17 protein-coding genes are annotated in these 22367 nt (G+C 70.7%); 13 read left to right on the top strand and 4 right to left on the bottom strand.

Features of this window, described 5'->3' with window-relative positions:
* The first annotated feature begins 1 nt into the window (after window position 1).
* The 7 genes from EJC77_RS01735 (at window position 2) to EJC77_RS01705 (ending at window position 9849) form a co-directional block, all read left to right on the top strand.
* Window positions 2–1783, top strand: a complete 1782-nt coding sequence (locus EJC77_RS01735) for a dipeptide/oligopeptide/nickel ABC transporter permease/ATP-binding protein (protein ID WP_125609852.1) — start codon at window positions 2–4, stop codon at window positions 1781–1783.
* Window positions 1780–2610: an ABC transporter ATP-binding protein gene (locus tag EJC77_RS01730; protein ID WP_125609851.1), complete on the top strand. Its 831-nt coding sequence runs from the start codon at window positions 1780–1782 to the stop codon at window positions 2608–2610. The genes EJC77_RS01735 and EJC77_RS01730 overlap by 4 nt, the downstream gene beginning before the upstream one ends.
* Entirely contained in the window at window positions 2607–5969 is a 3363-nt protein-coding gene (locus tag EJC77_RS01725; protein ID WP_125609850.1) for a serine hydrolase, read from the top strand. Before EJC77_RS01730 ends, EJC77_RS01725 begins: the two co-directional genes overlap by 4 nt.
* Complete coding sequence (locus tag EJC77_RS01720) at window positions 5959–7146, top strand: M20 family metallopeptidase (RefSeq protein ID WP_205786761.1); 1188 nt, start codon at window positions 5959–5961, stop codon at window positions 7144–7146. The genes EJC77_RS01725 and EJC77_RS01720 overlap by 11 nt, the downstream gene beginning before the upstream one ends.
* Window positions 7143–7949: a GNAT family N-acetyltransferase gene (locus tag EJC77_RS01715; RefSeq protein ID WP_205786759.1), complete on the top strand. Its 807-nt coding sequence runs from the start codon at window positions 7143–7145 to the stop codon at window positions 7947–7949. The genes EJC77_RS01720 and EJC77_RS01715 overlap by 4 nt, the downstream gene beginning before the upstream one ends.
* Window positions 7939–9087 (top strand): o-succinylbenzoate synthase, encoded by a 1149-nt coding sequence (gene menC / locus EJC77_RS01710; RefSeq protein ID WP_125609849.1) that lies wholly within the window; start codon window positions 7939–7941, stop codon window positions 9085–9087. Before EJC77_RS01715 ends, menC begins: the two co-directional genes overlap by 11 nt.
* Window positions 9088–9222: 135 nt before the next feature.
* The gene (locus EJC77_RS01705; RefSeq protein ID WP_125609848.1) at window positions 9223–9849 is read left to right on the top strand and encodes a hypothetical protein; all 627 of its coding nucleotides are present in this window, start codon (window positions 9223–9225) and stop codon (window positions 9847–9849) included.
* A gap of 77 nt (window positions 9850–9926) precedes the next feature.
* Here the strand turns inward: EJC77_RS01705 and EJC77_RS01700 are convergent, their stop codons facing one another.
* The gene (locus EJC77_RS01700; protein ID WP_125609847.1) at window positions 9927–10568 is read right to left on the bottom strand and encodes a LysE family translocator; all 642 of its coding nucleotides are present in this window, start codon (window positions 10566–10568) and stop codon (window positions 9927–9929) included.
* Between the two features lie 159 nt (window positions 10569–10727).
* On the opposite strand from EJC77_RS01700, the gene hutI reads away from it, so the two are divergent.
* A complete protein-coding gene (hutI, locus tag EJC77_RS01695) occupies window positions 10728–11939 on the top strand; it encodes an imidazolonepropionase (RefSeq protein ID WP_125609846.1) in 1212 nt (403 codons plus the stop codon).
* Window positions 11940–12123: 184 nt separating this feature from the next.
* On the opposite strand, the gene EJC77_RS01690 is transcribed toward hutI, so the two are convergent.
* Complete coding sequence (locus EJC77_RS01690; protein ID WP_125609845.1) at window positions 12124–16740, bottom strand: endo-alpha-N-acetylgalactosaminidase family protein; 4617 nt, start codon at window positions 16738–16740, stop codon at window positions 12124–12126.
* A gap of 244 nt (window positions 16741–16984) precedes the next feature.
* On the opposite strand from EJC77_RS01690, the gene EJC77_RS01685 reads away from it, so the two are divergent.
* The 3 genes from EJC77_RS01685 to EJC77_RS01675 all read left to right on the top strand — a co-directional run bounded on the left by EJC77_RS01685 (window position 16985) and on the right by EJC77_RS01675 (window position 18427).
* Window positions 16985–17326, top strand: coding sequence for a VOC family protein (locus EJC77_RS01685; protein WP_125609844.1), 342 nt, complete (start codon window positions 16985–16987; stop codon window positions 17324–17326).
* A 95-nt stretch (window positions 17327–17421) separates the two neighbouring features.
* Window positions 17422–17982: a Chromate resistance protein ChrB gene (locus tag EJC77_RS01680; RefSeq protein WP_125609843.1), complete on the top strand. Its 561-nt coding sequence runs from the start codon at window positions 17422–17424 to the stop codon at window positions 17980–17982.
* A 4-nt stretch (window positions 17983–17986) separates the two neighbouring features.
* Window positions 17987–18427: a YkvA family protein gene (locus EJC77_RS01675; protein WP_338069447.1), complete on the top strand. Its 441-nt coding sequence runs from the start codon at window positions 17987–17989 to the stop codon at window positions 18425–18427.
* A 76-nt stretch (window positions 18428–18503) separates the two neighbouring features.
* Here the strand turns inward: EJC77_RS01675 and EJC77_RS01670 are convergent, their stop codons facing one another.
* Window positions 18504–19490, bottom strand: coding sequence for an NAD(P)/FAD-dependent oxidoreductase (locus EJC77_RS01670; RefSeq protein ID WP_125609841.1), 987 nt, complete (start codon window positions 19488–19490; stop codon window positions 18504–18506).
* Window positions 19487–20401 (bottom strand): class I SAM-dependent methyltransferase, encoded by a 915-nt coding sequence (locus EJC77_RS01665; protein ID WP_125609840.1) that lies wholly within the window; start codon window positions 20399–20401, stop codon window positions 19487–19489. Before EJC77_RS01665 ends, EJC77_RS01670 begins: the two co-directional genes overlap by 4 nt.
* 48 nt (window positions 20402–20449) lie before the next feature.
* Here EJC77_RS01665 and EJC77_RS01660 point away from each other — a divergent pair, with 48 nt between their 5' ends.
* Window positions 20450–21040, top strand: a complete 591-nt coding sequence (locus EJC77_RS01660) for a helix-turn-helix domain-containing protein (protein ID WP_125609839.1) — start codon at window positions 20450–20452, stop codon at window positions 21038–21040.
* A 411-nt stretch (window positions 21041–21451) separates the two neighbouring features.
* Window positions 21452–22357, top strand: a complete 906-nt coding sequence (locus EJC77_RS01655; RefSeq protein ID WP_125609838.1) for an SIS domain-containing protein — start codon at window positions 21452–21454, stop codon at window positions 22355–22357.
* Window positions 22358–22367 lie beyond the last annotated feature (10 nt).

Genomic DNA, 22367 nt, shown 5'->3' with positions numbered 1-22367 from the left:
GATGGCCGCCCGTTCCACCGGCTCGCCCTGGCGCACCGCGCTGCTGGCGCCCACGGGCCTGGCCGCCGCCGCCGGCCTGGCCGTGCTCGTCCTCCTGGTCATCTTCGGGCCCGTCATCTGGGGGGCCGACGCGACGACCGCCGACCCGTTGTCGCTGTCGCAGCCGCCCGGCGCCGTGCACCTGTTCGGCACCGACGCCGGCGGGCGTGACGTGCTGGCCCGGACCATGACGGCGGCCCGCCTGTCCGTGCTCATGGCGTTGGCGGCCAGCGTGTTCGGCGTGCTGTGCGGCGTGGTGGTCGGTTCGCTGCCCTCAGTGATGCCGCCGCGGCTGGGCCGGGCGGTGGTGTCGATCTTCAACTTCGCCATCGCGTTCCCGGGCCTGCTGCTGACCATCTTCCTGTCCGTCATCTTCGGCCAGGGCGCCACGGGTGCGCTGTTCGCCATCGGCGTGTCGATCATCCCCGTGTACGCCCGGCTCACCCACACGCTCTCCTCCTCCGTGGGCGGGCGCGACTTCGTGGCCGCCGCACGCATCCTGGGCGTGGGCAAGGTGCGCGTGGTGGCCCGGCACATCCTGCCGAACATCGCCGGCCCACTGATCGTCAATGCGTCCGTCACGGCCGGTGGGGCGTTGATCGCCTTCGCCAGCCTGTCCTTCCTGGGCCTGGGCGTCCAGCCGCCGGAGTTCGACTGGGGCCGGATGCTCAACGAGGGCCTGAGCAAGATCTTCGTGAACCCGGCCACGGCCCTGGCGCCCGGCATCGCCGTCGTGCTGGCCGGCATCGTCTTCACCCTGGCGGGGGAGACCCTGGCCCGGGCCACCGGCGTCAACCCGGGCCTGACGCACAGGCTGCCGCGCTGGATCCCGCGCCCGGCGCTCCCGGCCGGCAACGTGCTGGACGATGTGTCTGGCAACGCGTCGGGTGACGCCGTGCTGCGCGTGCGCAACCTGCGCGTCGCCGTGCCCCACGCCGACGGCTGGCGCGAGCCGGTCAAGGGCGTCAGCTTCGACGTCGGACGCGGCGAGGTGGTGGGCATCGTCGGCGAATCCGGTTCGGGCAAGTCGCTCAGCTGCCTGTCCGTGGCCGGGCTGACCGACTTCCCGCTGAAGGTCACCGCCGACACCATCGTGTTCGACGGCGTGGAAACCCTGCGCGGGGAACACCGCCCTGCCGGCGTATCCGCCCGGGCGGTCGAGAGGCTGCTGGGCACCCGGATGGCCATGGTCTTCCAGGACCCGATGTCCTCGCTGAACCCGTCGCTGCGGGTGGGCGGCCAGGTCGCCGAGGCCGGATTCATCCATGGCGGGCTGACCCGGCGGCAGGCGTGGGCGAAGGCCGTGCGGCGGCTCGCGGACGTGAAGATCCCCGACCCCGCCCGCCGGGCGCGCCAACACCCGCACGAGCTGTCCGGCGGCATGCGCCAACGGGCGATGATCGCCATGGGCCTCATGGGCAACCCTGCGCTCATCATCGCCGACGAGCCCACCACGGCCCTGGACGTCACGGTCCAGCGCGAGGTGCTCTCCGTGCTCCACGACGTGCAGGTTGACTCCGCGGCGGCGATCCTGCTGATCTCCCATGACATCGCCGTGGTCACCGGCCTGTGCAGCCGCGTGCTGGTCATGTACCAGGGGGAAATCGTGGAGGAGATCGCCACCGCGGACCTGGTGGCCGGGCGGGCCCGGCACCCGTACACCCGGGCCCTGCTGGCCGCCGTGCCCACCATGGACACGGACCGCTCCCAACCCATGGCCACCATCGCGGAGGTGCCGGCATGAACCACCTTGAATTCCGGAACGTCAGCGTGGCGTTCGGGCACGGGCCGCGGCGGTTCGTCGCCGTCGACGACGTGTCGCTGAGCGTCCCGGCCGGGAAGATCGTCGGACTCGTGGGGGAGTCCGGCTCCGGCAAGTCAACACTGGCGCGCGCCGCCGTCGGACTCTGCGAACCGTCGGCGGGCAGCGTCCTGCTCGACGGCGTCCAGGTATCCCACGCCCGCGGCGCCAACGCCCGGCTGCGTCAGCGCATCCAGATGATCTTCCAGGACCCATCGTCGTGCCTGAACCCCAAGCTGACCATCGGCCAGTCCGTGGCGGAGGCCCTCGACGCGGCCGCGAAACGCGCCGGCACCCGGACGGGGCGGGCGCAGCGCGCCGCCGAGACGGCCCGCCTGCTCGAATCCGTGCAGTTGCCGGCCGCCCGCGCCGCGGACCTGCCGGCGGCCTTGTCCGGCGGCCAGCGCCAGCGCGTGGCCCTGGCCCGTGCCCTGGCCGCGGCGCCGGGCGTCATTCTGGCCGATGAGATCACCTCGGCCCTTGACGTCTCCGTCCAGGGGTCCGTGCTGAACCTGCTCCGGCACATCCAGCGCGAGCTGGGCCTGGGCATCCTGTTCGTCAGCCACAACCTGGCCGTGGTCCGCTACCTGTGCGACGAGGTGGCGGTCATGCAGTCCGGCCGGCTCGTCGAACACGGGGAGACAATGACTGTGCTGGACCATCCCCGCCAGGACTACACGAAGACCCTGTTGCAGGCCGTCCCGCGCATCGGCGAACCGCTGTTCGCACCGGCCACCGGCATGATCCAGATCAGTGAAGGAGCACGATGAGCCGCACATTCAACGCCACCGACCTGGCCGCCCTGGCCCTGCCCGCCGAGCCGGCGGTCAGCCCGGACGGCACCCGGATCGCCTACACGCTGGCCACCACGGAGGGCGGCGCCGCCCGCTCGGCACTGTGGCTGGCGTCCGCGGCCGGGGGCACGCCGCTCCCGCTCACCCGACCCGGGCGGGACGGCTCGCCCGTGTGGCGGCCCGACGGCGCGGCGCTGGCGTTCCTGCGCTCCGTCGACGGCGGAGCCGCCCAGCTGTGGCTGGTGCCGGCCGACGGCGGCGAGCCGGAACCGCTCACCACGCCGGCCGGTTTCCCGCACGGCGCCGGCACGCCCGCCTGGGCGGCGGACGGCCGCACCGTGTACTTCAGCGCCCCCGTGGACATTGCCGCGCCCCCGCCCGGGGGCGATGACGCGCCTGCCTTGCCTGGCGCCGCGCCGATCGTCGCGGACCGGCTGGACTACAAGAGCGACGACGGCGGTTACGCGGGCAGCCTGCGCCGCCACCTCGTGGCGCTGGACACGGCGACGGGCGCCTCCCGCCGCCTGACCGACGGTGACTGGGACGCCGGCGAGCCGGCCGTGTCCCCGGACGGGACGAAGCTGGCGTTCACGGCCGCCCGGGACGCCGACCGCGACCTCACCCAGACCAGCCAGGCCTGGTACGTGGACCTGGCCGACGACACGCAACCGGCGCGCCGGATCGGCCACGCCGATGCCGTGACCGGCCCGGTCGAATGGCTGGCCGACGGGTCCGCCGTCATCGCCACCGGGCTGGCGCGCATGGACATCCGCAATGCGGCGCTGTGGCGGTTGGCGCTGGACCCGGCCGTGCCGGATGCGTCGCTGACGACCGGACTGGACCGCAACGTCATGCCCGGCGGTCCCGGCTACCCGGGCGGCCGTGCCCGGGTGCTGCCCGGCGGCGACGTGCTGTTCTGCCTGCGCGAGGGCGGCAACACGCACGTGTACCGCGCCGGCACCGACGGCGTGTGCCGGCCCGTGCTGACCGGCGGGCATCGCGTGGTGTCGGGCCTGTCGGCGGCGGCCGGGACGATCGCCGTCGTCGTGGCCGGCCAACACAGCTTTGGCGAGGTCGGCGTCGTCGCCGCCGACGGCACCCTGAAAATCCTGACCACGCTGAGCGCCGACGCGCTGCCGGACGTGGAGCTGGTGGCCGCCGCGCCGCGCACGTTCACCGTCTCCGACGGCGGCACCGTCCCCGGCTGGCTCATCCGCGCCGCCACCACGACCGGACCCGGCCCGGTCCTGCTGGACGTGCACGGCGGCCCGCACAATGCCTGGACCGGCACGGCCGACGCCATGCACCCCTACCACCAGATGCTCGCGGCCAAGGGCTGGACCATCCTGCTGCTGAACGTACGCGGCAGCGACGGCTACGGCGAGGCGTTCCTGCGCGGGGTCCACAACGCATGGGGCGAGGCCGATCACGCCGACTGGATGGAACCGCTGGACCAGCTGGTCGCCGAGGGCCTGGCCGACCCGGCCCGGCTGGCCGTGGCCGGCTACAGCTACGGCGGGTTCGCCACCTGCTCGATGACCAGCCGCACGAACCGGTTCGCGGCGGCCGTCGCCGGCGGGCTGGTCTGCGACCTGCGCAACTTCCCCGGCGCCAGCGACCAGGGCGTGTTCCTGGCCCACACCGAACTGTGCGCGGACACCGATCCGGACACGGCCGCCCGCCTCTCGCCGATCACCCGGGCGGACCGGGTACGCACCCCGACCCTGGTGCTGCACGGCGCCGACGACCAGCGCTGCCCGGTCAACCAGGCCGAGCAGTGGTTCGCGGCGCTGCGACTGGCCGGCGTGGACACCCGGCTGGTGCTCTACCCCGGGCAGGGCCACCCGTTCGTGCTGGACGGCCCGCTGCGCCACCGGATCGACTACAGCAACCGGGTCGTCGACTGGCTGGAGCGGCACGTGCCCGCCACCCGGGCGGCCGTCCCGGCGCTGGACGCCGCGCACTGGCGGCACCGGCTCGACACGCTGGCGGCCAAGTACGGCGTCCCCGGCGCCGTGTTCGGCATGCTGCGCACCGCCGCAGGCGGCGGCGAGGAACGCGTCGTCGCAGCCGCCGGCGTCACCAACCTGGCCACCGGAGAGGCGTTCACGGCCGACACGCTGGTCCAGCTCGGCTCCATCGGCAAGACGTGGACGGCCACGCTGGTGCTGCAACTGGCCGCGGAGGGCAAACTGGACCTGGACGCGCCGATCCGGGACGTGCTGGCCGACTTCCGGGTGGCCGACGCGCACGCGAGCGCCACCATCACCATGCGCCACCTGCTCACGCACACCAGCGGCCTGGACGGGGACATCTTCACGGACACCGGCCGCGGCGACGACTGCGTGGAGCGGTACGTGGCGTCCCTGGCCGACGCCGGGCAGGTGTTCGCGCCCGGGCAGACGTGGTCGTACTGCAACACGGGCCTGGTCATCGCCGGGCGCGTCGTGGAGGTGCTGCGCGGCATGAGCTGGGACGCCGCCCTGGCCGAGCACATCCTGAAACCGCTGGGCCTCACCGAGACGACGACCCTGCCGGAGCAAACCGCACTGCACCGGTTCGCCGTGGGCCATCTGGGCGCCGGCGGCGAAACCCGGGTGACGCCGTCGTTCCTCATTCCGCGCAGTGCCGGTCCGGCCGGGCTTGTCACGGCCTCCGCCGACGACGCGCTGACGTACGCGCGCAGCTTCCTGCCCGGCGGGGAGGGGTTGCTGCCGCAGCCCTGGCTGGCGCGGATGCTCAGCCCGCAGGTCGCCATGGGCCATGCCTGCACGATCGCCGACGCGTGGGCGCTGGGCTGGTGCCTGCAGGACTGGGACGGCGTGCCCACGGTCAACCACAACGGGGCCACGTTCGGGCAGAACTCCTACCTGCGCCTGTTCCCGGAGCAGGGCCTGGTGCTGTTCCTGTCCGTCAACGGCGGCCGGGCGGAGGCCATCCACCGCGAGCTGTTCACCGAGGCGGCGCTACTGCTGGCCGGGGCCCGTATGCCGGCGGCCTACGCGCCCGCAGCGCCTTCCCTTGCCCCGGAGAGGCTGCATGAGTACGCCGGCGTGTATGAGGCGGCCGGGCTGCGCATCGACGTCCGGCCGGCGCCGGCCGGGCCCGATCCGGATGCGCCGTCCTGGCAGGCCGTCACCACCGACACCAGCGGGCTGGTCACGGACGGCGAGGAGCGGGTGTTCGCGCTGGTCCCGGGCCCCGACGGCGAGTTCGGCGCGGCGCTGCCGGACGCCAAGGACTGGGTGCGGCTCAGCTTCGAGACGGTGGACGGGGCGCCGCTGCTGCACTTCGGCACGCGCGCCTACCCGCAGGTGACCGGCCGTGGCCGCTGACTTGCTGGCGGCCGCCCGGGCGCGGCAGGCCGGGCTGGAGGCCGACCTGCGCACGCTCGTGGAGGTGGAATCGCCCACGGCGGACCTCGCCGCCGTGGCCCGCAGCGCCGACGCCGTGGCCGTGCTGGGCGAGCGGCTGCTCGGCACGGCGCCGGAACGCATCACGGTGGACGGTGTCAGCCACCTGCGCTGGCGGCTCGGTGTGCGGGACCGGGAGCACGCCGACGACCCCGGATCGCGGCTGCTGCTGTTGTGTCACCACGACACGGTGTGGCCTCTCGGCTCCTGGGGCCCGGCCCCGGTGTGCACGCCGACGCAGGTGGACGGGCGGGCGGCGCTGACCGGGCCGGGCACGTTCGACATGCTGGCCGGGCTGGTGCAGGGCCTTCACGCCCTGTCGTTGCTGCGGGCGCAGGGCGTAGCGTTGGACGGTATCAGCGTGCTGGTGACCGGCGACGAGGAGACCGGATCGGCGTCGTCGCGGGCCCTCATCGAGGCGGAGGCGGCCGGCTGCGCCGCCGTGCTGGTGCTGGAGGCCTCCGCCGACGGCGGGGCGTTGAAGACGGCACGGAAGGGGGTGTCGATGTACCGGGTGGAGATCACCGGCCGGGCCGCCCATGCCGGGCTGGAACCGGAGAAGGGGGTCAACGCCGTCGTGGAACTGGCCCACCAGGTGATGGCCGTGGCCGCGCTCGCGGACCCGGCCGCCGGGACCACGCTCACGCCCACGGTCGCCGCGGCCGGGACCACCATCAACACGGTGGCCGCGGCCGGCACGCTCGACGTCGACGTGCGCGCGTGGAGCGCGGCCGAACAGGCCCGCGTTGATGCGGCGCTGCGTGCGCTGGAGCCGGTGCTGGCCGGGGCCGCCCTGGCCGTGACCGGCGGCGTCAACCGGCCGCCGCTGGAGGAAGCCATGGCCGCTCCGCTGTACGCCCGGTGCGTGGCCGCGGCCGGGTCGCTGGGCCTGGACGCGCCCGGTGCCCTGCGCGTGGGAGGCGGTTCGGACGGCAACTTCGCGGCCGGGCTCGGCGTGCCCACGCTCGACGGGCTGGGGGCCGTGGGCGGCGGCGCGCACGCCCGCGGCGAGTACGTGCTGCTGGACACGATGGCCGAGCGCACCGCCCTGGTGGCCGCCCTAGTGGTCGACCTGCTGGCGGACGGGGCGCACCCATGACCGCCCAACTCGCCCACGCGCTCCCGCCGGAGGCCGCCGGGCTGCGGTTCGAGGACCTGCACACCATGAAACAGATGGTCCAGGCCAACGCCGTGTTGGACTCGATCTGGCGCTCCGAACCCAACAGCCACTTCGACCCGGCCCTGCTGATGGCGCTGGCCCACGCCGGCAACTATGTGGTGGGCCTGTACGACGGCGCCGAGATGGTGGGCGTGTGCGTCGGCTTCTTCGCCGCCCCGGCCGGGGCGGTGCTGCACTCGCATATCGCCGGCGTCCGCACCGACCATGCCGGGCTCGGCCTGGGCCGGCTCCTGAAGGAGCACCAGCGGCAGTGGTGCCGCGAGCGCGGCATAGCCACCATCACGTGGACGTTCGACCCCCTCGTGGCCCGCAACGCCTACTTCAACATCGCCCGGCTCGGCGCCGCCGGCGTGACGTACCTGGTGGACTTCTATGGGGAGATGGCCGACCTGGTCAACGCCGGACAGCCCAGCGACCGAATGCTGGCCAGCTGGTCCGTCGACGCACCCACGCCCTCATCCGGTTCGGCGGCCGGGCTGCCGTGCGCGCTGGCGGTGGGCCGGGAGGGGGAGCCGGTCACCGCCGTCGTCCATGCTTCACCGCTGGCACTGGGCCTCCCGCACGACATCGAGGCGGTGCGGGCATCCGATCCCGTCCTGGCCAGACGCTGGCGGCTGGCACTGCGGGAGGCGCTGGCGCCGCGGCTGGCGGCGGGGTGGCGGATCACGGGTTTCGACAAGTCAGGTTTCTACCTTTTGGAGGGTCCCACGCATGAGGATTGAGTCCGTTGAGCTGCGCCACGTGGAGTTGCCGCTGGTGAGCCCGTTCACCACGTCGTTCAGCACCCAGACCCGGCGGCACGCCCTGGTGCTGCGCCTGGACGGTACGGCCGCCGACGCGTCCGGCGCGCTGGCGTCGGTGACGGGGTGGGCGGAGTGCGTGGCGCTGGCCGACCCGTTCTATTCGCCCGAGTACATCGACGGCTGCGCCGACGTCATCAAGCGGTACTTGCTGCCGACGCTGTACGCCGCCCAGGACGCGGGAACCGACGTCACGGCCGAGACCGTGGGGTACCTGCTGCGGCACATCGTGGGCCAGCCGATGGCGAAGTCGGCCGTGGAGATGGCCGTGCTGGACGCCCAGCTGCGGGCCCGGGGCGAATCGCTGGCGCACTACTTCGGTGCTGTGCGCACGTCCGTGCCGTCCGGCGTGTCGGTGGGCATCATGGACACCGTGCCGGAACTGCTGGATGCCGTGGCCGGCTACGTGGAGCAGGGGTATGTGCGGATCAAGCTGAAGATCAAGCCGGGCTGGGACCTGGCCCCGGTGCGGGCCGTGCGCGAGCGGTTCGGCGACGAGCTGCTGCTGCAGGTGGACGCCAACGCCGCCTACACGCTGGTCGACGCGCCGCTGCTGCGCCGGCTCGACGCGTTTAACCTGCTGCTGATCGAGCAGCCGCTGGGCGAGGACGACGTGTTCCAGCACGCCCAGCTGGCCAAGCTCATGACCACCCCGATGTGCCTGGATGAGTCCATCACGAGCGCGAAGTCCGCGGCGGACGCGATCTCGCTGGGTGCCGTGGATGTCATCAACATCAAGCCCGGCCGGGTGGGCGGGTACCTGGAGGCCCGGCGCATCCACGACCTCGCCAAGGCGCACGGCAAGGCGGTGTGGTGCGGCGGCATGCTGGAGACCGGGCTGGGCCGGGCCGCGAACGCCGCGCTGGCCGGCTTGGACGGGTTCACGCTGCCGGGCGACATCTCCGCCTCGGACCGGTTCTACGCGCAGGACATCACGGAGCCGTTCGTGCTCCGGGACGGGCGGATCGACATTCCGCAGGGGCCGGGCATCGGCGTGGAGCCGATCCCGGACGTGCTGGCCTCGTTCACCACGGGTTCCGAGGTCCTCACGCCCTCCTGACCCAACTGTGGTGCTGAAAAGCACGGAAACCGGCCCGGAATGGCGCGAACTGGTGCGCTCCCGCACCCCAGTTGGGCTGCGGGCAGGGGCCGGTGGATAACATCTGCGGCCTCGGCCCGAATCGGTTATGAGGGGATGTTCCATGCAGAGAATTTCCCCGCACCGTTGCGCTCCGTCCCCTTCACCGTCATCGCCGGTCACTCCGCCGCATCGCATGCCACCCCGTTCGAGATCCGGGGCTTCCCGGGCTTCCATCCCGACGTCGGCGCCCCCGCCATCCACATCTCCCACCAGGATCCACACAAGATGCCACGCCGTCGCGGGGTCATCGGGCACAAGACCCAGTCCTGGAATGACGAAGTCGTGTTCATCGACGGCTTGTGGCTGACCACCCGCGCGCGCCGGATGTCGGTCGAGGAGTTGGTGGTCATGGCCGACCACCTGGTGCGCATACCCCGGCCCGAGTTCGAGGGGCGGAGCGAACCGTACGCCACGCTGGAGCAGCTGGCCGCGCTGCTGGACCGGCACAAGGGGACGCCGGGGATCCGGAAGGCGCGCCTGGCATCGGAAACTGGCGCGGGTCGGCTCGGCCTCGGCCCAGGAATCCCGGGCCGGGCTGCCGGAACCGGAGATCAATATGCCCGTCCGGCTCAGTCCGGGCATCGTGCGCACACCGGACCAGTCGTTCCGGCCATACTGTGTCGCCGTGGCGAAATCCGCCGTGCGCTGACGGAACGTGGCTGGCCAGGTCCGCGAAACTGAGGTGCGGAAGAGCACGTTTCCAGGCATGGAACGGCCCGGAACGGCCCAAAAGGGTGCGCTTCTGCACCGGAGTTGGGTCAGCTGGCGGCGCCGGAGGCGAGCACGCCCACGCCGAGGGCCGCGATGATGCCGCTGCTGCCGCGCTCCATGACATTCTTCACGCGCGGCCGGCGCAGCCATTGCATGGCCTTGAACGCCACGAGCGCCACGACGGCCAGGTACGAGAAGGCGATGACGGCCTCGATCGAGCCCAGAATCATGGCCGTGCCCAGGGTGTTGCCGCCGTGCGGGATGAACTGCGGGACCACGGCCAGGTAGAACAGGCCCACCTTGGGGTTCAGGATGGTGGACAGCGCGCCCGCACCGAAGCCCTGCCACAGCCCGTAGCCCAGCGGCGCCTCGCCGTCGGGGGCGGCCACGCCCTCCTTGGCGGCCTTGCGGGCCTTCAGGAACGAGGACACGCCCAGATACAGCAGGTACAGCCCGCCGGCGATCTTGATCCAGCGGAACACCTCCGCCGACTGCTCGAGGATCGCGGCCAGACCCACGCCCACCAGCGCCGCCCAGAGCAGTGCGGCGACGGCGGACCCGGTGGCCGCGGCGACTCCCGCGCCCACCCGGTTCATCGCGATGCGCAGCACCAGGAACGTGTCCGGCCCCGGCGTGAGGGAGAGGACCAGGCAGAGGCCGGCGAAGGCCAGCAGCGAAAGAAGCGTCATACAGGCCATTGTCCGGGTCCGCTGGGGGTCTCGACAAGCTCGGGGTCTCGACAAGCTCGACCACCGGTGGTCGAGCTTGTCGAGACCCCTATCTGGCATCCGAGACGCAACTGGCACCGACCCGCGCCACCCGGCCCGCCGCCGTCGTACGCTGGGGCCATGAGCGAACTGATCACGAACATCGGCGAACTGATGACCCAGGACCGCGAGCAGGGGACCCGGCGCAATGCGGCCGTCGTGATCGAGGGAGAGCGGATCGCGTGGATCGGCGACGCCGTGCACGCGCCCGCCGCCGACACCCGCACCGACGCGGAGGGCCGTGCCGTGCTGCCCGGCTGGGTCGACTCGCACACGCACCTGGTGTTCGCCGGCGACCGGACGGCCGAATTCGAGGCCCGCATGGCCGGCCAGCAGTACAGCGCCGGCGGCATCGGCGTGACCATGGAGGCCACCCGGGCCGCCACCGACTTCGAGCTGACCCGGCTGGGCCTGGGCCGTGTCGCCGAGGCGGTGTCGCAGGGCACCACGTACCTGGAGACGAAGACCGGTTACGGGCTGGACGTCGAGCAGGAGGCCCGCAGCGCCCGCATCGCGTCCACCATCGCCGACGAGGTCACGTACCTGGGCGCCCACCTGGTCCCGGCCGGCTCCGATCCCGAGGAATACACGGACCTGGTCTGCGGCCCCATGCTCGCCGCCGTCCGGCCCTACGCGCGCTGGGCCGACGTGTTCTGCGAGCGCGGCGCGTTCACCCCCGAGCAGTCACGCCGCGTGCTGGCCGCCTGCCGCGACGCCGGGCTGGGCCTGCGCGTGCACGGCAACCAGCTGGGCCCGGGGGAGGGGGTGGCGCTCGCCGTCGAGTTCGGTGCCGCGAGCGTGGACCACGTGAATTACCTGACGGACGACGACGTCGCGCGCCTTGCGCAGTCATGGTCCGGTTGGGATGCGGCCGCCGTCGGTTCGCAACGGGGGACCGTCGCGACCGTCCTGCCCGCCTGCGACCTGTCCACGCGCCAGCCGCTGGCGCCGGCGCGCCGGCTGCTGGACGCCGGCGTGCAGGTCGCCATCGCCTCGAACTGCAACCCGGGGACGTCGTACACGTCGTCCATGGCGTACTGCGTCACGACGGCCGTGCTGCAGATGGGCCTGTCCGTGCACGAGGCGGTGCGTGCGGCGACGTACGGCGGGGCGCTCGCGCTGGGGCGGGAGGCCGGGACGGACGCGGACGACCGACGCGCCGTCGGGTCCATCGCCGTCGGCCACCGGGCCGACCTGCACCTGCTCAAGGCGCCGTCCGCCACGCACCTGGCCTACCGGCCCGGCATCCCGCTGACGGCGGCCGTGTGGCGGGCGGGCGTGCGGGCGGTGTAACGAGCAGGGGCCGGCCGGTGATCGAGCCCGTCGGTGATTGAGCCCGTCGAAATCAGGTCTCGACAGGCTCGACCACCGGGACGGCCGGTGATCGAGCCCGTCGAGATCGTTGGTATCAAGGTCTGACAAGCTCGACCACCGGGTCTCGACGAGCTCGACCACCGAGGTCGCGAACGCCGTCAGGTTACGGCGTGCAGGCCGTGTCCGCGGGCCGCGGCGACGGGTCGAACCCGGCCAGCGCGGTCCCGCCGGTGCCGTACACCCGCATCTCCGCGGCCGCAGCGAACTGCAGCCCGTTGATGGCGCTGTTCGCCTGGAACTTCACGAACTTGGCCTGGACGGCGGGGAACGTGATGTTCTGCATCGCGGTCGTGTCGACCAGGTTTCCGGTGGCCACCTGGGTCCACGTTGTCCCGTCCATCGAGGTGAAGATGGTGTAGCCCTTCACCTTGCCGTTTTGGCCGCCGGACTGCCGTCCCTGGTAGCCAAAGCCGTTGACGGTGTACGTGCTGTTGAGGTTCAGCTGCAGCCAGTGCGGGTAGTTGGTGATGGTGGGGTCGTACTGGGTGTGCCAGATGGTGCTGGGGTCGCCGTCGAGCACGTTGGCCGCAGGGCCTTCACCCGGACCGGAGTCCAGGTTCTCCGAGTCCGCCGTCGCCGTCATGGCCGACGTCGGCACCATCGCCTGGCTGCTGACCGCCAGGTTCGAGTCCGAATCCACGGTCTTGGTGGCGCAGTTGTTGAAATACGTCGCGGCCGGGTGGATCACCGTGGTGGTGCCCGCGGCGCCGGCCGGGGTGGTGATGATCCACGTGGTCTTGGCCGTGGCACCTGGCTTCACGGTGCCCGCCAGGTTGCCGTCCTTGGCCGCGACCTGCGCGGACCAGCCGGCGGGCAGGGTGCCCAGCGACATCGCCACGTTGGTCGCTTCGGTGGCCTCGTTGTTGGTGAACGTGGTCACGAAGCTGTTCGTGGTGCCCGGGTTCAGGTCGGCGTTGGCGGGCCCTGCCACGGAGGCGCAGGCTGCGCCGCCGGTCACGACGCCGAGGTCGGTGACGGTGAAGTCGTCAATGACAAAGTCGGCGCCGTTGGCCGCCCCGGTCTTGCGCAGGCCCACCCAGTTGTCGCCACAGCCGGCGGTGAACGTCCGTGAGTACGTGGCGGTGTTCAGGGCCGGGGCCATGGCTTCGTCCTTGAGGTCGCGGGACGTCACGGTGCCGCCGGAAACGGTGTCGGCACCGGTCACCCACTGCCACTGACCGGCGATGTTCGTTTGGTACTTGAAGGACACCGCGTAGGAGTGGCCGGCCGTGAACGGGATCGTGGCCGGCACCGTCCGGTACACCAGGCCGGTGTTCTCCTCGTGCGACTTCAGCGAGTTGTTGCCGTCCAGCACGTCATCGACCGCCTGGCCGTTCAGCGTCCCGGAGTTGTAGGGGCTGTACGTGTTCTTCCATTCCTTCTGTGAGTAAGGGGCGTGGAGGTTGCTGATGCTGGTGCGCGGATCGGTGGCGCCGCCGGCGTCACCTTTCACAAACGGGCCCCAGCCGGGCTGGTTGCCTTCGAAGTTGGCGCTGGCCACCAGCGTCCCGGGACCATCCGGCGCACCGGCCACCGGCGTCGTGGTGTCCTCCATGATGCGCACGTCGTCCAGCGTCACGGCCGCGGATCCGGCCACGGCGCTGATGAACACGTCCACCTTCTGGTTGACGGGAGCGGTGAACTGCACCGAGGCCCGCTGGGAGTACGTGCCCTGCTTGGCATCGGCGGCCACCTGGTTCTTGGCGGGGGTGATGTCGAAGGTGTTGGAGGCGTCCACGCCCTTGCCGGTGACGCCGAGGGTGACGGCGCGGCGGTTGCCGGCAGTGATTTCCACGTTGGCGCTGAGCGTGTACTTCTTGCCCTTCTCCAGCTTCTTCACGGTTTGGGAGATGGACGACGCCGAGGTCCCCAGGACCGCTACATTGTCGCCTGTCGCGGTGCGCGAGATGGCGGCGCCACCGCTCGGGTTCCAGGCGTCGAGGTTGCCGGCGTTGAAGCCGGGGTCAACCAGCATGGAACCGTCGCCGTAGCCAGCGTCCTTGTTGACCGGCTTGTCGCCGTTGGGAGCCAGCACGTAGGGGACGCCCTTGTCGCCGGTCAGGGTGACGGTGCCGTTGGTGTTGATGACGTCGGCCACCTTGGTGCGGCCCTGGTCCCTGAGCTTGTACAGCGTGAAGTTGCGCGTGTTGGCGAACTGGCTGGTCAGCGTGAACGTGGTGGTGCCGCCCGTGGCCGAGTAGAAGTACATCTTGTCGGCCTGCAGCGGGGAGGTGGTCTTGCTGTTGTCCACGGCGTCCTGCCACGGCAGCAGGTACGTCCCGCCGTCCAGGACCACGGCGTTGCCCATGCTGATCTGGCGCTGGCCGTTGACCATGTTGATGGCGACCCCGCCGGTCAGCGTGGCCGACTTGCCAAAGTCCCAGTTGGTGACGTCAAAGTGCTGGAGGAACTTGGTGGGCAGGTTGTTGACCCAGATGTTGTTGTAGAAGGCGTTCCAGTCGTCCTGGCCGGTCCAGCCCTCGAATTCCTTGAGCTGGGCGCCGCCGAGCAGCGGGTCGGTGTTCCAGACGTCGCGCTGGGTGTTGGCGATGAAGCGGACAATGCTGGAGTTGATGCCCTTGTTCGTGGCACCGCCGTAGTTCTTGTCATTGGCCCAGTGCGACCAGATCGAGTTGCCTTCGAACTTGTACGCCCATTCGGAGGCCACCTCGAAGCCCATCTTGTGCAGCTGGGTGGCGAGCTGGTCGGCCAGCCACCCGCTGGAGTAGTAGGCGTCGATGTAGACCGTCTTGATGCCGGGGGCTTCCTTGTGGAGCTCGGCGAAGCGGTCCAGGATGGCCCCGGTGCCGAGGTCCTTGCGCTGGTCGATGTGGTAGGACTGGTTCAGCCAGTCCCAGCCGTTGGCCTGGCCGGAGATCATGCCGGAGCTGAAGCTCTTGGCCTGCGGGTACGCCTCGGTGACGTTGACGTGCACGGCCAGGTCGGCGTTGTACGCCGCGCCCTTGGAGGCCAAGGTGTTCAGGTCCGTCAGGCCGCCGGCGCGTGTGTTGTAGTCCCCGCCGTAGTCTGGGTGCCCGGAGTCGTGCCCTTCATTGGCGTAGCCCTTTTCCAGCACCCACTGGCCCAGGTCGTCCGTGGATTGCGAGATCCGCTTGACGTTGTCCAGGGTCTTCAGGAACGGGTTGGCGGCCTCGGAGGCGAAGTTGAACGGGATGTGCTGCACCACGCGTTCCGGGACGCGGCTTGCGCCCAGCGGCGCTGTCATGGCGTTGCGGAACGCGATGGCGCCGTCCTCCCAGGTGACCTTGCCGTCGTTGTTGGCGTCGGCGGAGAGCACCACGGTGGTCTTGGGCAGCTGGTAGAACAGCACGCGCGGGTCGGTGGCCCCGGCCGCCGCGTACGTGTAGTTGCCCACGGACAGTTCGGCCCGCTTGGCCCCGTTGCCGGCATCGACGATCCTCGACTGCAGGCGCGTGTTCCAGTTGACGTTGGAGTCCTGGGCGGAGTCGTCCGTGGCGTTCGTCATCAGGCCGGCGGAGAGCTGGGAGTTGCTGACAAAACCGTAGGGGGTGCCGACGTCGGCCGCGTCTGTTTTCGTGGTGCCGGTGACGGAGACGAACTGGTCGGCCGTGGTGGTGGAGTCGGTGGAGATCCTGGTGCGGGCCAGCTGGGCCCGCGGGTCGGCCGAGTCAACCGATACCAGGGATTGGTTGGGGATGGCGAGCTGGTCCAGCGTGGTGGCGGCGCTGCCGGAAATCTTGGTGACGGCGAATTCCACCGTGTTCTTGGGGGTGACGGTGAGCGAGGACTCGATGGCCAGGTTCGGGAAGTCCGCGAACGTTGACGTGTACGTGGCCGCAGTGGGCGTGGCCGTCATGGTGGTGGCGGCCGCGTGGTTCTTGCCGTTGAGCGTGAAGTCCTTCAGCTTGTCCGCCTGGCCGGCCAGCGACTTGCCGCCCAGGGAGTAGGAGATTACCTGCGGGAATTCCTTGCCCACCAGGACATCCAGGCCCTTGCCGTTGCTGATTTTCACGGGGGTGGCCGGATCGGCCGGCGGCGCGGGTGGAACGGGCTGCGGCGTGGTGTCGCCGGTGGCGCGTACGCGCAGCTCGGATGCCGACGCATTGTTGCTGCCGTTGACGGCGCTATCGGCCTCGAACTTCACATACCGGGCCTTGACCGGGCTGTTGAACAGGACCGTCTGGACTTGGGTGTTGCTGGTCGGCTGGACGAAGCTGCCCGTCGCGACGGGCGCGCCCCAGTCGCCCTTCGGGTCGGTGGCGATGGCGCGGTCGTTCGTGGCGAAAACCTTGAAGTCCTTGATGGGCCCGTTGGCCTGGTTCTTCACGGAGTAGTCCAGACCGGTCAGCGTGAACGAGCCGCCCACGTCCCAGGAGATCCAGTGCGGCATGGGGTCGGCCACGCCGACGCCGTTGACCACCTTGTACGCGACCGTCCATTGCGAGGAGTAGTCGTTGTCGAAGGCGCCGACGGCCGTGCCGTCCAAGGCGGGCGGGGCCGGGTAGGCCGGCGACTGGGAGTCGGCGCCGATCAGCGTGTACTGGCTGGGTGTGATGGGCGTGCCGGAGGAGTCCGGGGCGGCGTGCGCGGCAACCGCTCCGGTTCCTACGCTCAGTGCCGCTACCAGGGACGCCGTGGTGACGGCCGTCGCCAGCGTCCGGGCCAGGGCGGCACGTCGGTCGCGCGGTCCGCGGGAGGCCCGGCGGTCCGGGAGAGTGGACTGTGGTGTGGAGATCATGCGATGTCCTTAGGGGGCGTTGGTGCCTCTTCGGAAGGCGGCTTCGGCGTTGCCGGAGCCGCCTATGTTATGGATAACAGTCGAAACTATGTCACCCCTCCCGGTGCGTGACAAGGCTGTCGGGGGATTTGCGCCGATGTTACGGATCGCCCATGGTGCCCGGCCGGCCACCTTGCCGCGAACCATTGAGTGCCGCGTCGGTGCGCGCCTACCATGATGGTGGCGGGCGAGGGAAGGAACGGCAATGGCTAATACGGTTGACTACTTTGAGATTGGCAGTGGCGACCCGGAGGGGGCAGGGAAGTTCTATGGCGACCTGTTCGACTGGCCGATCGGCGGCGCCGGCGAGGCCGGGTATCGCATGGTCGATGGACAGGCCGGCGGTCTCATGGACACGAGCTCGATGGGTGCCGGCGGGTGGGCGATCTTCTACGTCCACGTCGACAGCGTCGACGACGCGGTGGAGAAGGCGGTGACGCTGGGGGCGACCGTGCTCCTGCCGAAGACCGCGATCGATACGGGCGCCTTTGCCCATCTGGGTGATCCGCAAGGAAATCGCTTCGGCGTCTGGCAATCACACCCCTGACACGCGTGCGCCAAGCGTGCGCCACGGTCTACTTGTCTGTCGGTTCCGCCTTGTAACGATTGTTACAAGTGGAATGTATCGGGTATGATCCACTCATGAACTGGTTGCTGCTCATTGTCCGACTGACAGGCGAAACCTCCCGGACACGCGTCGGCGTGTGGCGTGAGCTGCGGAAAATCGGTGCGGCCCCGGTCTCCTCGGGGGTTTGGACCGTCCCCGACACCCCGCATTTTTCGGCCGCCGTGGCGAAGGTGGTCGAACTTGCCGGCCGTGGCTCGGGGGATGTGCTGGTGCTGCCCACCGGCGGGGCGCAGGCCCCCGGCGAGGACGCGCTGCGTTCGGCTTTCACGGGGCTGCGCCTTGACGAGTGGCAGGAGTTCGCCGGGGACTGCGCGAAGTTCGAGGCGGAGATCGCCAAGGAGATCCGCAATGGGAAGTTCACCCTTGCCGAGCTCGAGGAGGAAGAGCAGAGCCTGGACCGGCTGCGTCGCTGGTACCGGGAACTGAAGAGCCGTGACGTCCTTGAACTGCCCGAGGCAGAGGCCGCCGATGAGCTGCTGCGACAGTGCGCCACGGTTTTTGATGGCTATGCCGACAGTGTCTATGCGACCCTGCATGCACCGGCCGAGTCGGCATCGCCCGGGCCCAGGGCGTAGCGCCGTGGCCTGGTGGGATGTGCTTCTGGGAATCCTGGCCGGACTCCTCGGCGTCTACGTGGTGCTGTTGCTCGGTCTGTGGGTCTACGCCCGGCGGCATCCGGAAACGGTCGAGATGAAGGATGCCCTGCGCCTGCTGCCCGACCTGCTTCGGGTGGTCCGGCGGCTCGCGGCGGACAGGGCCGTGCCCCGCGGCGTGCGGATCAAGCTCGCGCTGCTGCTGGTCTACCTGGTCTCGCCGCTTGACCTGGTCCCGGATTTCCTGCCGGTGATCGGCTACGCGGACGACGTGATCATTGTCGCCCTGGTCCTGCGGTCCCTGCTCCGTTCCGCCGGGCCCGAGCCGCTGCGCCGCCACTGGCCGGGCACCCCGGCCGGGCTGCGCATCATTGAACGGCTCGCCGGCCTGGCCCCGTCCGAGCCGGGCCCTGCACACGGGGGCTGACACCGTACGCACCCCTGCTGATGGGGTGCGTCCAGCTCGTGTCGGAGTTCACGGAACACAGTTCACCGAGCACAGTTCACTGTGCAACCGCGTCGTCACGCGTTTCCGTGGAAGGTGCGGTCCTTTCCGCTCGCGCTCGAACGGCGGCCTCGGCATCCTCGGTCACGAGATCTGCATTGATAGCGGCGCCGGCCGCAACCCCTGCTCCCATTGCGGCGGCGACCATCGCTCCGAGGCCGCTGGCGTTCCCCGCCGCCCAAACGCCGGGGATGTCCGTCAGCCCCATCGGGCCAGTCGCGATGAAGGCGCCGAGCGGGTGCTCGACGAGCGTTCCGCCGAGCTGTTCGTACAGCTCTGCCCGCGCAAGGAACCGGGGCGCCACCGTCACCGCGTCCACCGGGAACTCCCGATCGTCGTCGAGCACGACGGCGCTCACGGCATCGTTGTCACCGCGCAGCCGGTCGACAGCGCCGTGCACGACCCGGATGTCCCGGGCGGCCAGCTGCTCCGATGCCTCCGCGCCCGGGGCGGGCATCGTGTTGAGGAACAGCGTGACGTCATCATTGAGCTGCCGGAACAGCAAAGCCTGGTGGACGCTGAGGGGGCTCGTGCCGAGGACACCAATGCGGCGCCCGCGCACTTCCCACCCGTGGCAGTAGGCGCAGTGCAGCACGCTCCGTCCCCAGAACTCCCGGACACCGGGGACAGCCGGGAGTTCGTCGGTCAGCCCCGTGGCCAGCAGGAGCCGACGCGCCCGGATACTCCCGCCGCCGGCGAGATCCACCTCGAACCCGCCATTGCGACGGCGCGCGGCGATGGCCCGGCCCCGGCGGATCTGGGCCCCGTAGTGTTCCGCCTCTCGTCGCCCGCCCGCCATCAGCTCCGCCGGCGCGATTCCGTCGTGCCCGAGGACGTTGTGCGCGCCGGCGGCGGGAGCGTTGCGCGGGTCGCCGCCATCCACGACGACCACCGAGCGCAGGGATCGCGCCAAGGCGACGGCCGCGCTCAAACCCGCGGCACCACCTCCGACGATCCCGACATCATGCATCTTTTCAAGGTTCATGGAGTGTCTCCTTCATCGAGCCGATCCCTGCGGCCGCGTCGGCCCCGGTGGGATGTTGATTGTTGCCGGGCCGCCCAGGCGGTCCGGCTGGCACTCACCGCCAGGTCCCCGCGGCGTAGCAGGGCACCGGGGTCCTCGCCCGCGAGGAGGTGGTCCAGGGTGCTCAGGTCCTCGGCGGCCAACCGGCCGTCGAGGGCGTGGCGAATGCGGCCCAGGTAGGCCCGCGCGTAGCGTTCGGCGACCAGCGGATCCGGACGCGCCTCGACGGCGAAGCGGCGCTGCTCGATGATCTCGAAGCCGGCCCGCTCCATGGGGCCCCGCCAGTCCGGGTGCGCGTTCCAGCCCGCCCGCGCCAGGGCCTCATGGCAGCGCGCCTCCAGGCCGGGCCGGCCCAGTCCGACGTCGTCGGGCAGGAAGCGCGGCAGGGTGTCCAACTCGACGACCACCAGCAGGCCGCCGGGTGCCAGGGCGGTGCGGATGTCCCTCAGCACCCTGTCCGGGTCGGCGACCTCATGCAAGGAGGAGGCCGCCCACGCGATGTCCGCCGCACCGACCGCCGGCCAGGAGTCGTCCAAGTCGGCGTGTACGGTGTCCACCCGGTCCGCCAGTCCCTGCCCGAGTGCCGCCGCCCGGACCCGGTCGAGCATCGCCGGCGATTTGTCGATCGCGACGACGCCGGCCGCCGGGAAGCGCCGCGCCAGCGCCAGGCTCCAGCTGCCCGTCCCGGCCCCGACGTCGACGACGGTGCGCGGAGTCTCCGGAGCGTGCTGCCGTGCCCAGGTGGTCACCCCCTCCAGGTGGGAGCCGAACATCGCGGCATCCAGGTCCAGCAGGTCCGCCAGCCCGGATTCGTGGTGCTGCGAGTGCTCGTGTGAGGATCCGCCGGCGTGGCGGTGGGAGTGTTGTGTCATGCCTTCCAGGCTAAACACATTCTGCGCAAATGGCATACAGTATTGCGCATGACGCAAGAAGTTCCGTTGGATGGCGTGATCCGCCAACGCATCCGTGCCCTGCGCTTGACCCGCGGCTGGTCCCTGGATGCCCTCGCCGGGCGCTGTTACCTCAGCCCGTCCACCCTGAGCCGCATCGAGACCGGGCACCGTAGGATCGCCCTCGACCAGCTGGTCCCCATCGCGAGGGCGCTTGGCACCACGCTCGACCAACTCGTCGAGTCCACCGAAGACGAGGACGTGGTCATCCGGCCTCAGCCCCAACACACGCCGGGGCTGACCACCTGGCTCCTGTCCCGCGAGGACACGCTCCATGGTGCGACGGTGGCGAAGATGCGCATCACCGCCGAACGGCCCGCCGGCCCGGAGCACCGGAGCGTGCACCCCGGCCGCGAGTGGTTCGCCGTGCTGTCCGGCACGGCCCGCCTGCGACTGGGTGAGCGAACCGTCCTGATCCAAGCAGGCGACGCGGCCGAGTTCTCGACCATGGTTCCGCACGCCATCGGCGCCCATAACGGACCCGTGGAGATCCTCACCATCTTCGACCACGACGGGGAGCGTGCCCACCTGCACGCCCAGGACGACGCTCCACAGACGTGATGAAGGTGATGGGGTGGCCGCAGCGCCCACAGTTACGCCAACCGTTCTGCGCACGATTGCGGATCTAATGTTGCGCAGGAGGCCCTTCTGCGCAACATTCCGCCTCGAACGATGCGCAGAAGGGTTGGGCTCAGCGCACTGGCGCTTGCATGGATAGCCATTTGTCGATCGGGAGGCCGCATACTCGGGCCCGGGCCGCTTGTTCAGTGCCGCCCAGCCTCGGCCAAGCGGGCCAGGCCCGAACTCGCGCAAACCGGACGCGCGGGGCACGGACGCACCCAAAGTCAATGATTGAAGATGACGTTTAACCATGTATTTCGATCATCCTGATGCTATGATGTGATCAAGTAGCCCGTCAATCCCGCGCCGCCTCCCCACGCGGCGCGCCCCGCCCCAAGGAGTGCCCCCAGCATGAGCGAAACCACCACCCTCGGCGCCCACATGGACGCCGAACTGACCAGCCAGCCCGAGGCCTGGGCCCGCGCCATCGCCCAGAGCACGGCGGAGCACCTGCTCCCGGCCGACGGCGCCCGCGTGGCCGTCATCGGCTGCGGGACGTCCTGGTTCATGGCCCAAAGCTACGCGGCCGCGCGCGAGTCCGCCGGCAAGGGCGTCACCGACGCGTTCGCCGCCTCCGAGGCGTTCCTCGGCAAGAACCGCGGCTACGACGCCGTCGTGGCCATCACCCGCTCGGGCACCACCACCGAAGTGCTCGAGATCCTGGCCGAGCTGAAGGGTGCCGTGCGCACCGTCGCCCTCGTGGGCGACACCACCTCGCCGATCATGACGTTGGCCGACGCCGTCGTCGAACTTCCCTACGCCGACGAACAGTCCGTGGTGCAGACCCGCTTCGCCACGACGGCGCTGGCCTACCTGCTCACGAGCGTCGGCATGGACCTGGCCCAGGCCGTCGAGGACGCGAAGACCGCCGTCACGGCCCCCGTCGGGCAGGAACTCATCGACGCCGAGCAGTTCACGTTCCTGGGCCACAACTGGACGGTCGGGCTGGCCCACGAGGCCGGGTTGAAGATGCGCGAGGCCGTGCAGGGCTGGACCGAGTCGTACCCGGCGAAGGAATACCGGCACGGCCCGATCTCCATCGCCGCCCCGAACCGCGTCACCTGGATGTTCGGCGAGCAGCCCGCCGGGCTGGACGCCGACGTGGCCGTCACCGGGGCGCTGTACATTAACACTGGCAAGCACCCGCTGGCCGAACTGGCCCGCGTCCACCGTGTCACGCTCGAGCGCGCCCGCGCCCGCGGCCTGGACCCGGACCTGCCGCGCAACCTGACCCGATCGGTGATCCTGGACCAATAGGGAGCCTCGC

The organism is Specibacter cremeus (genome assembly GCF_003946885.1).
GTDB classification, from domain to species: Bacteria; Actinomycetota; Actinomycetes; order Actinomycetales; family Micrococcaceae; genus Specibacter; species Specibacter cremeus.
Note: the sequence above shows the minus strand (reverse complement) of the source record. Positions and strands in the feature narration are given on the sequence as shown.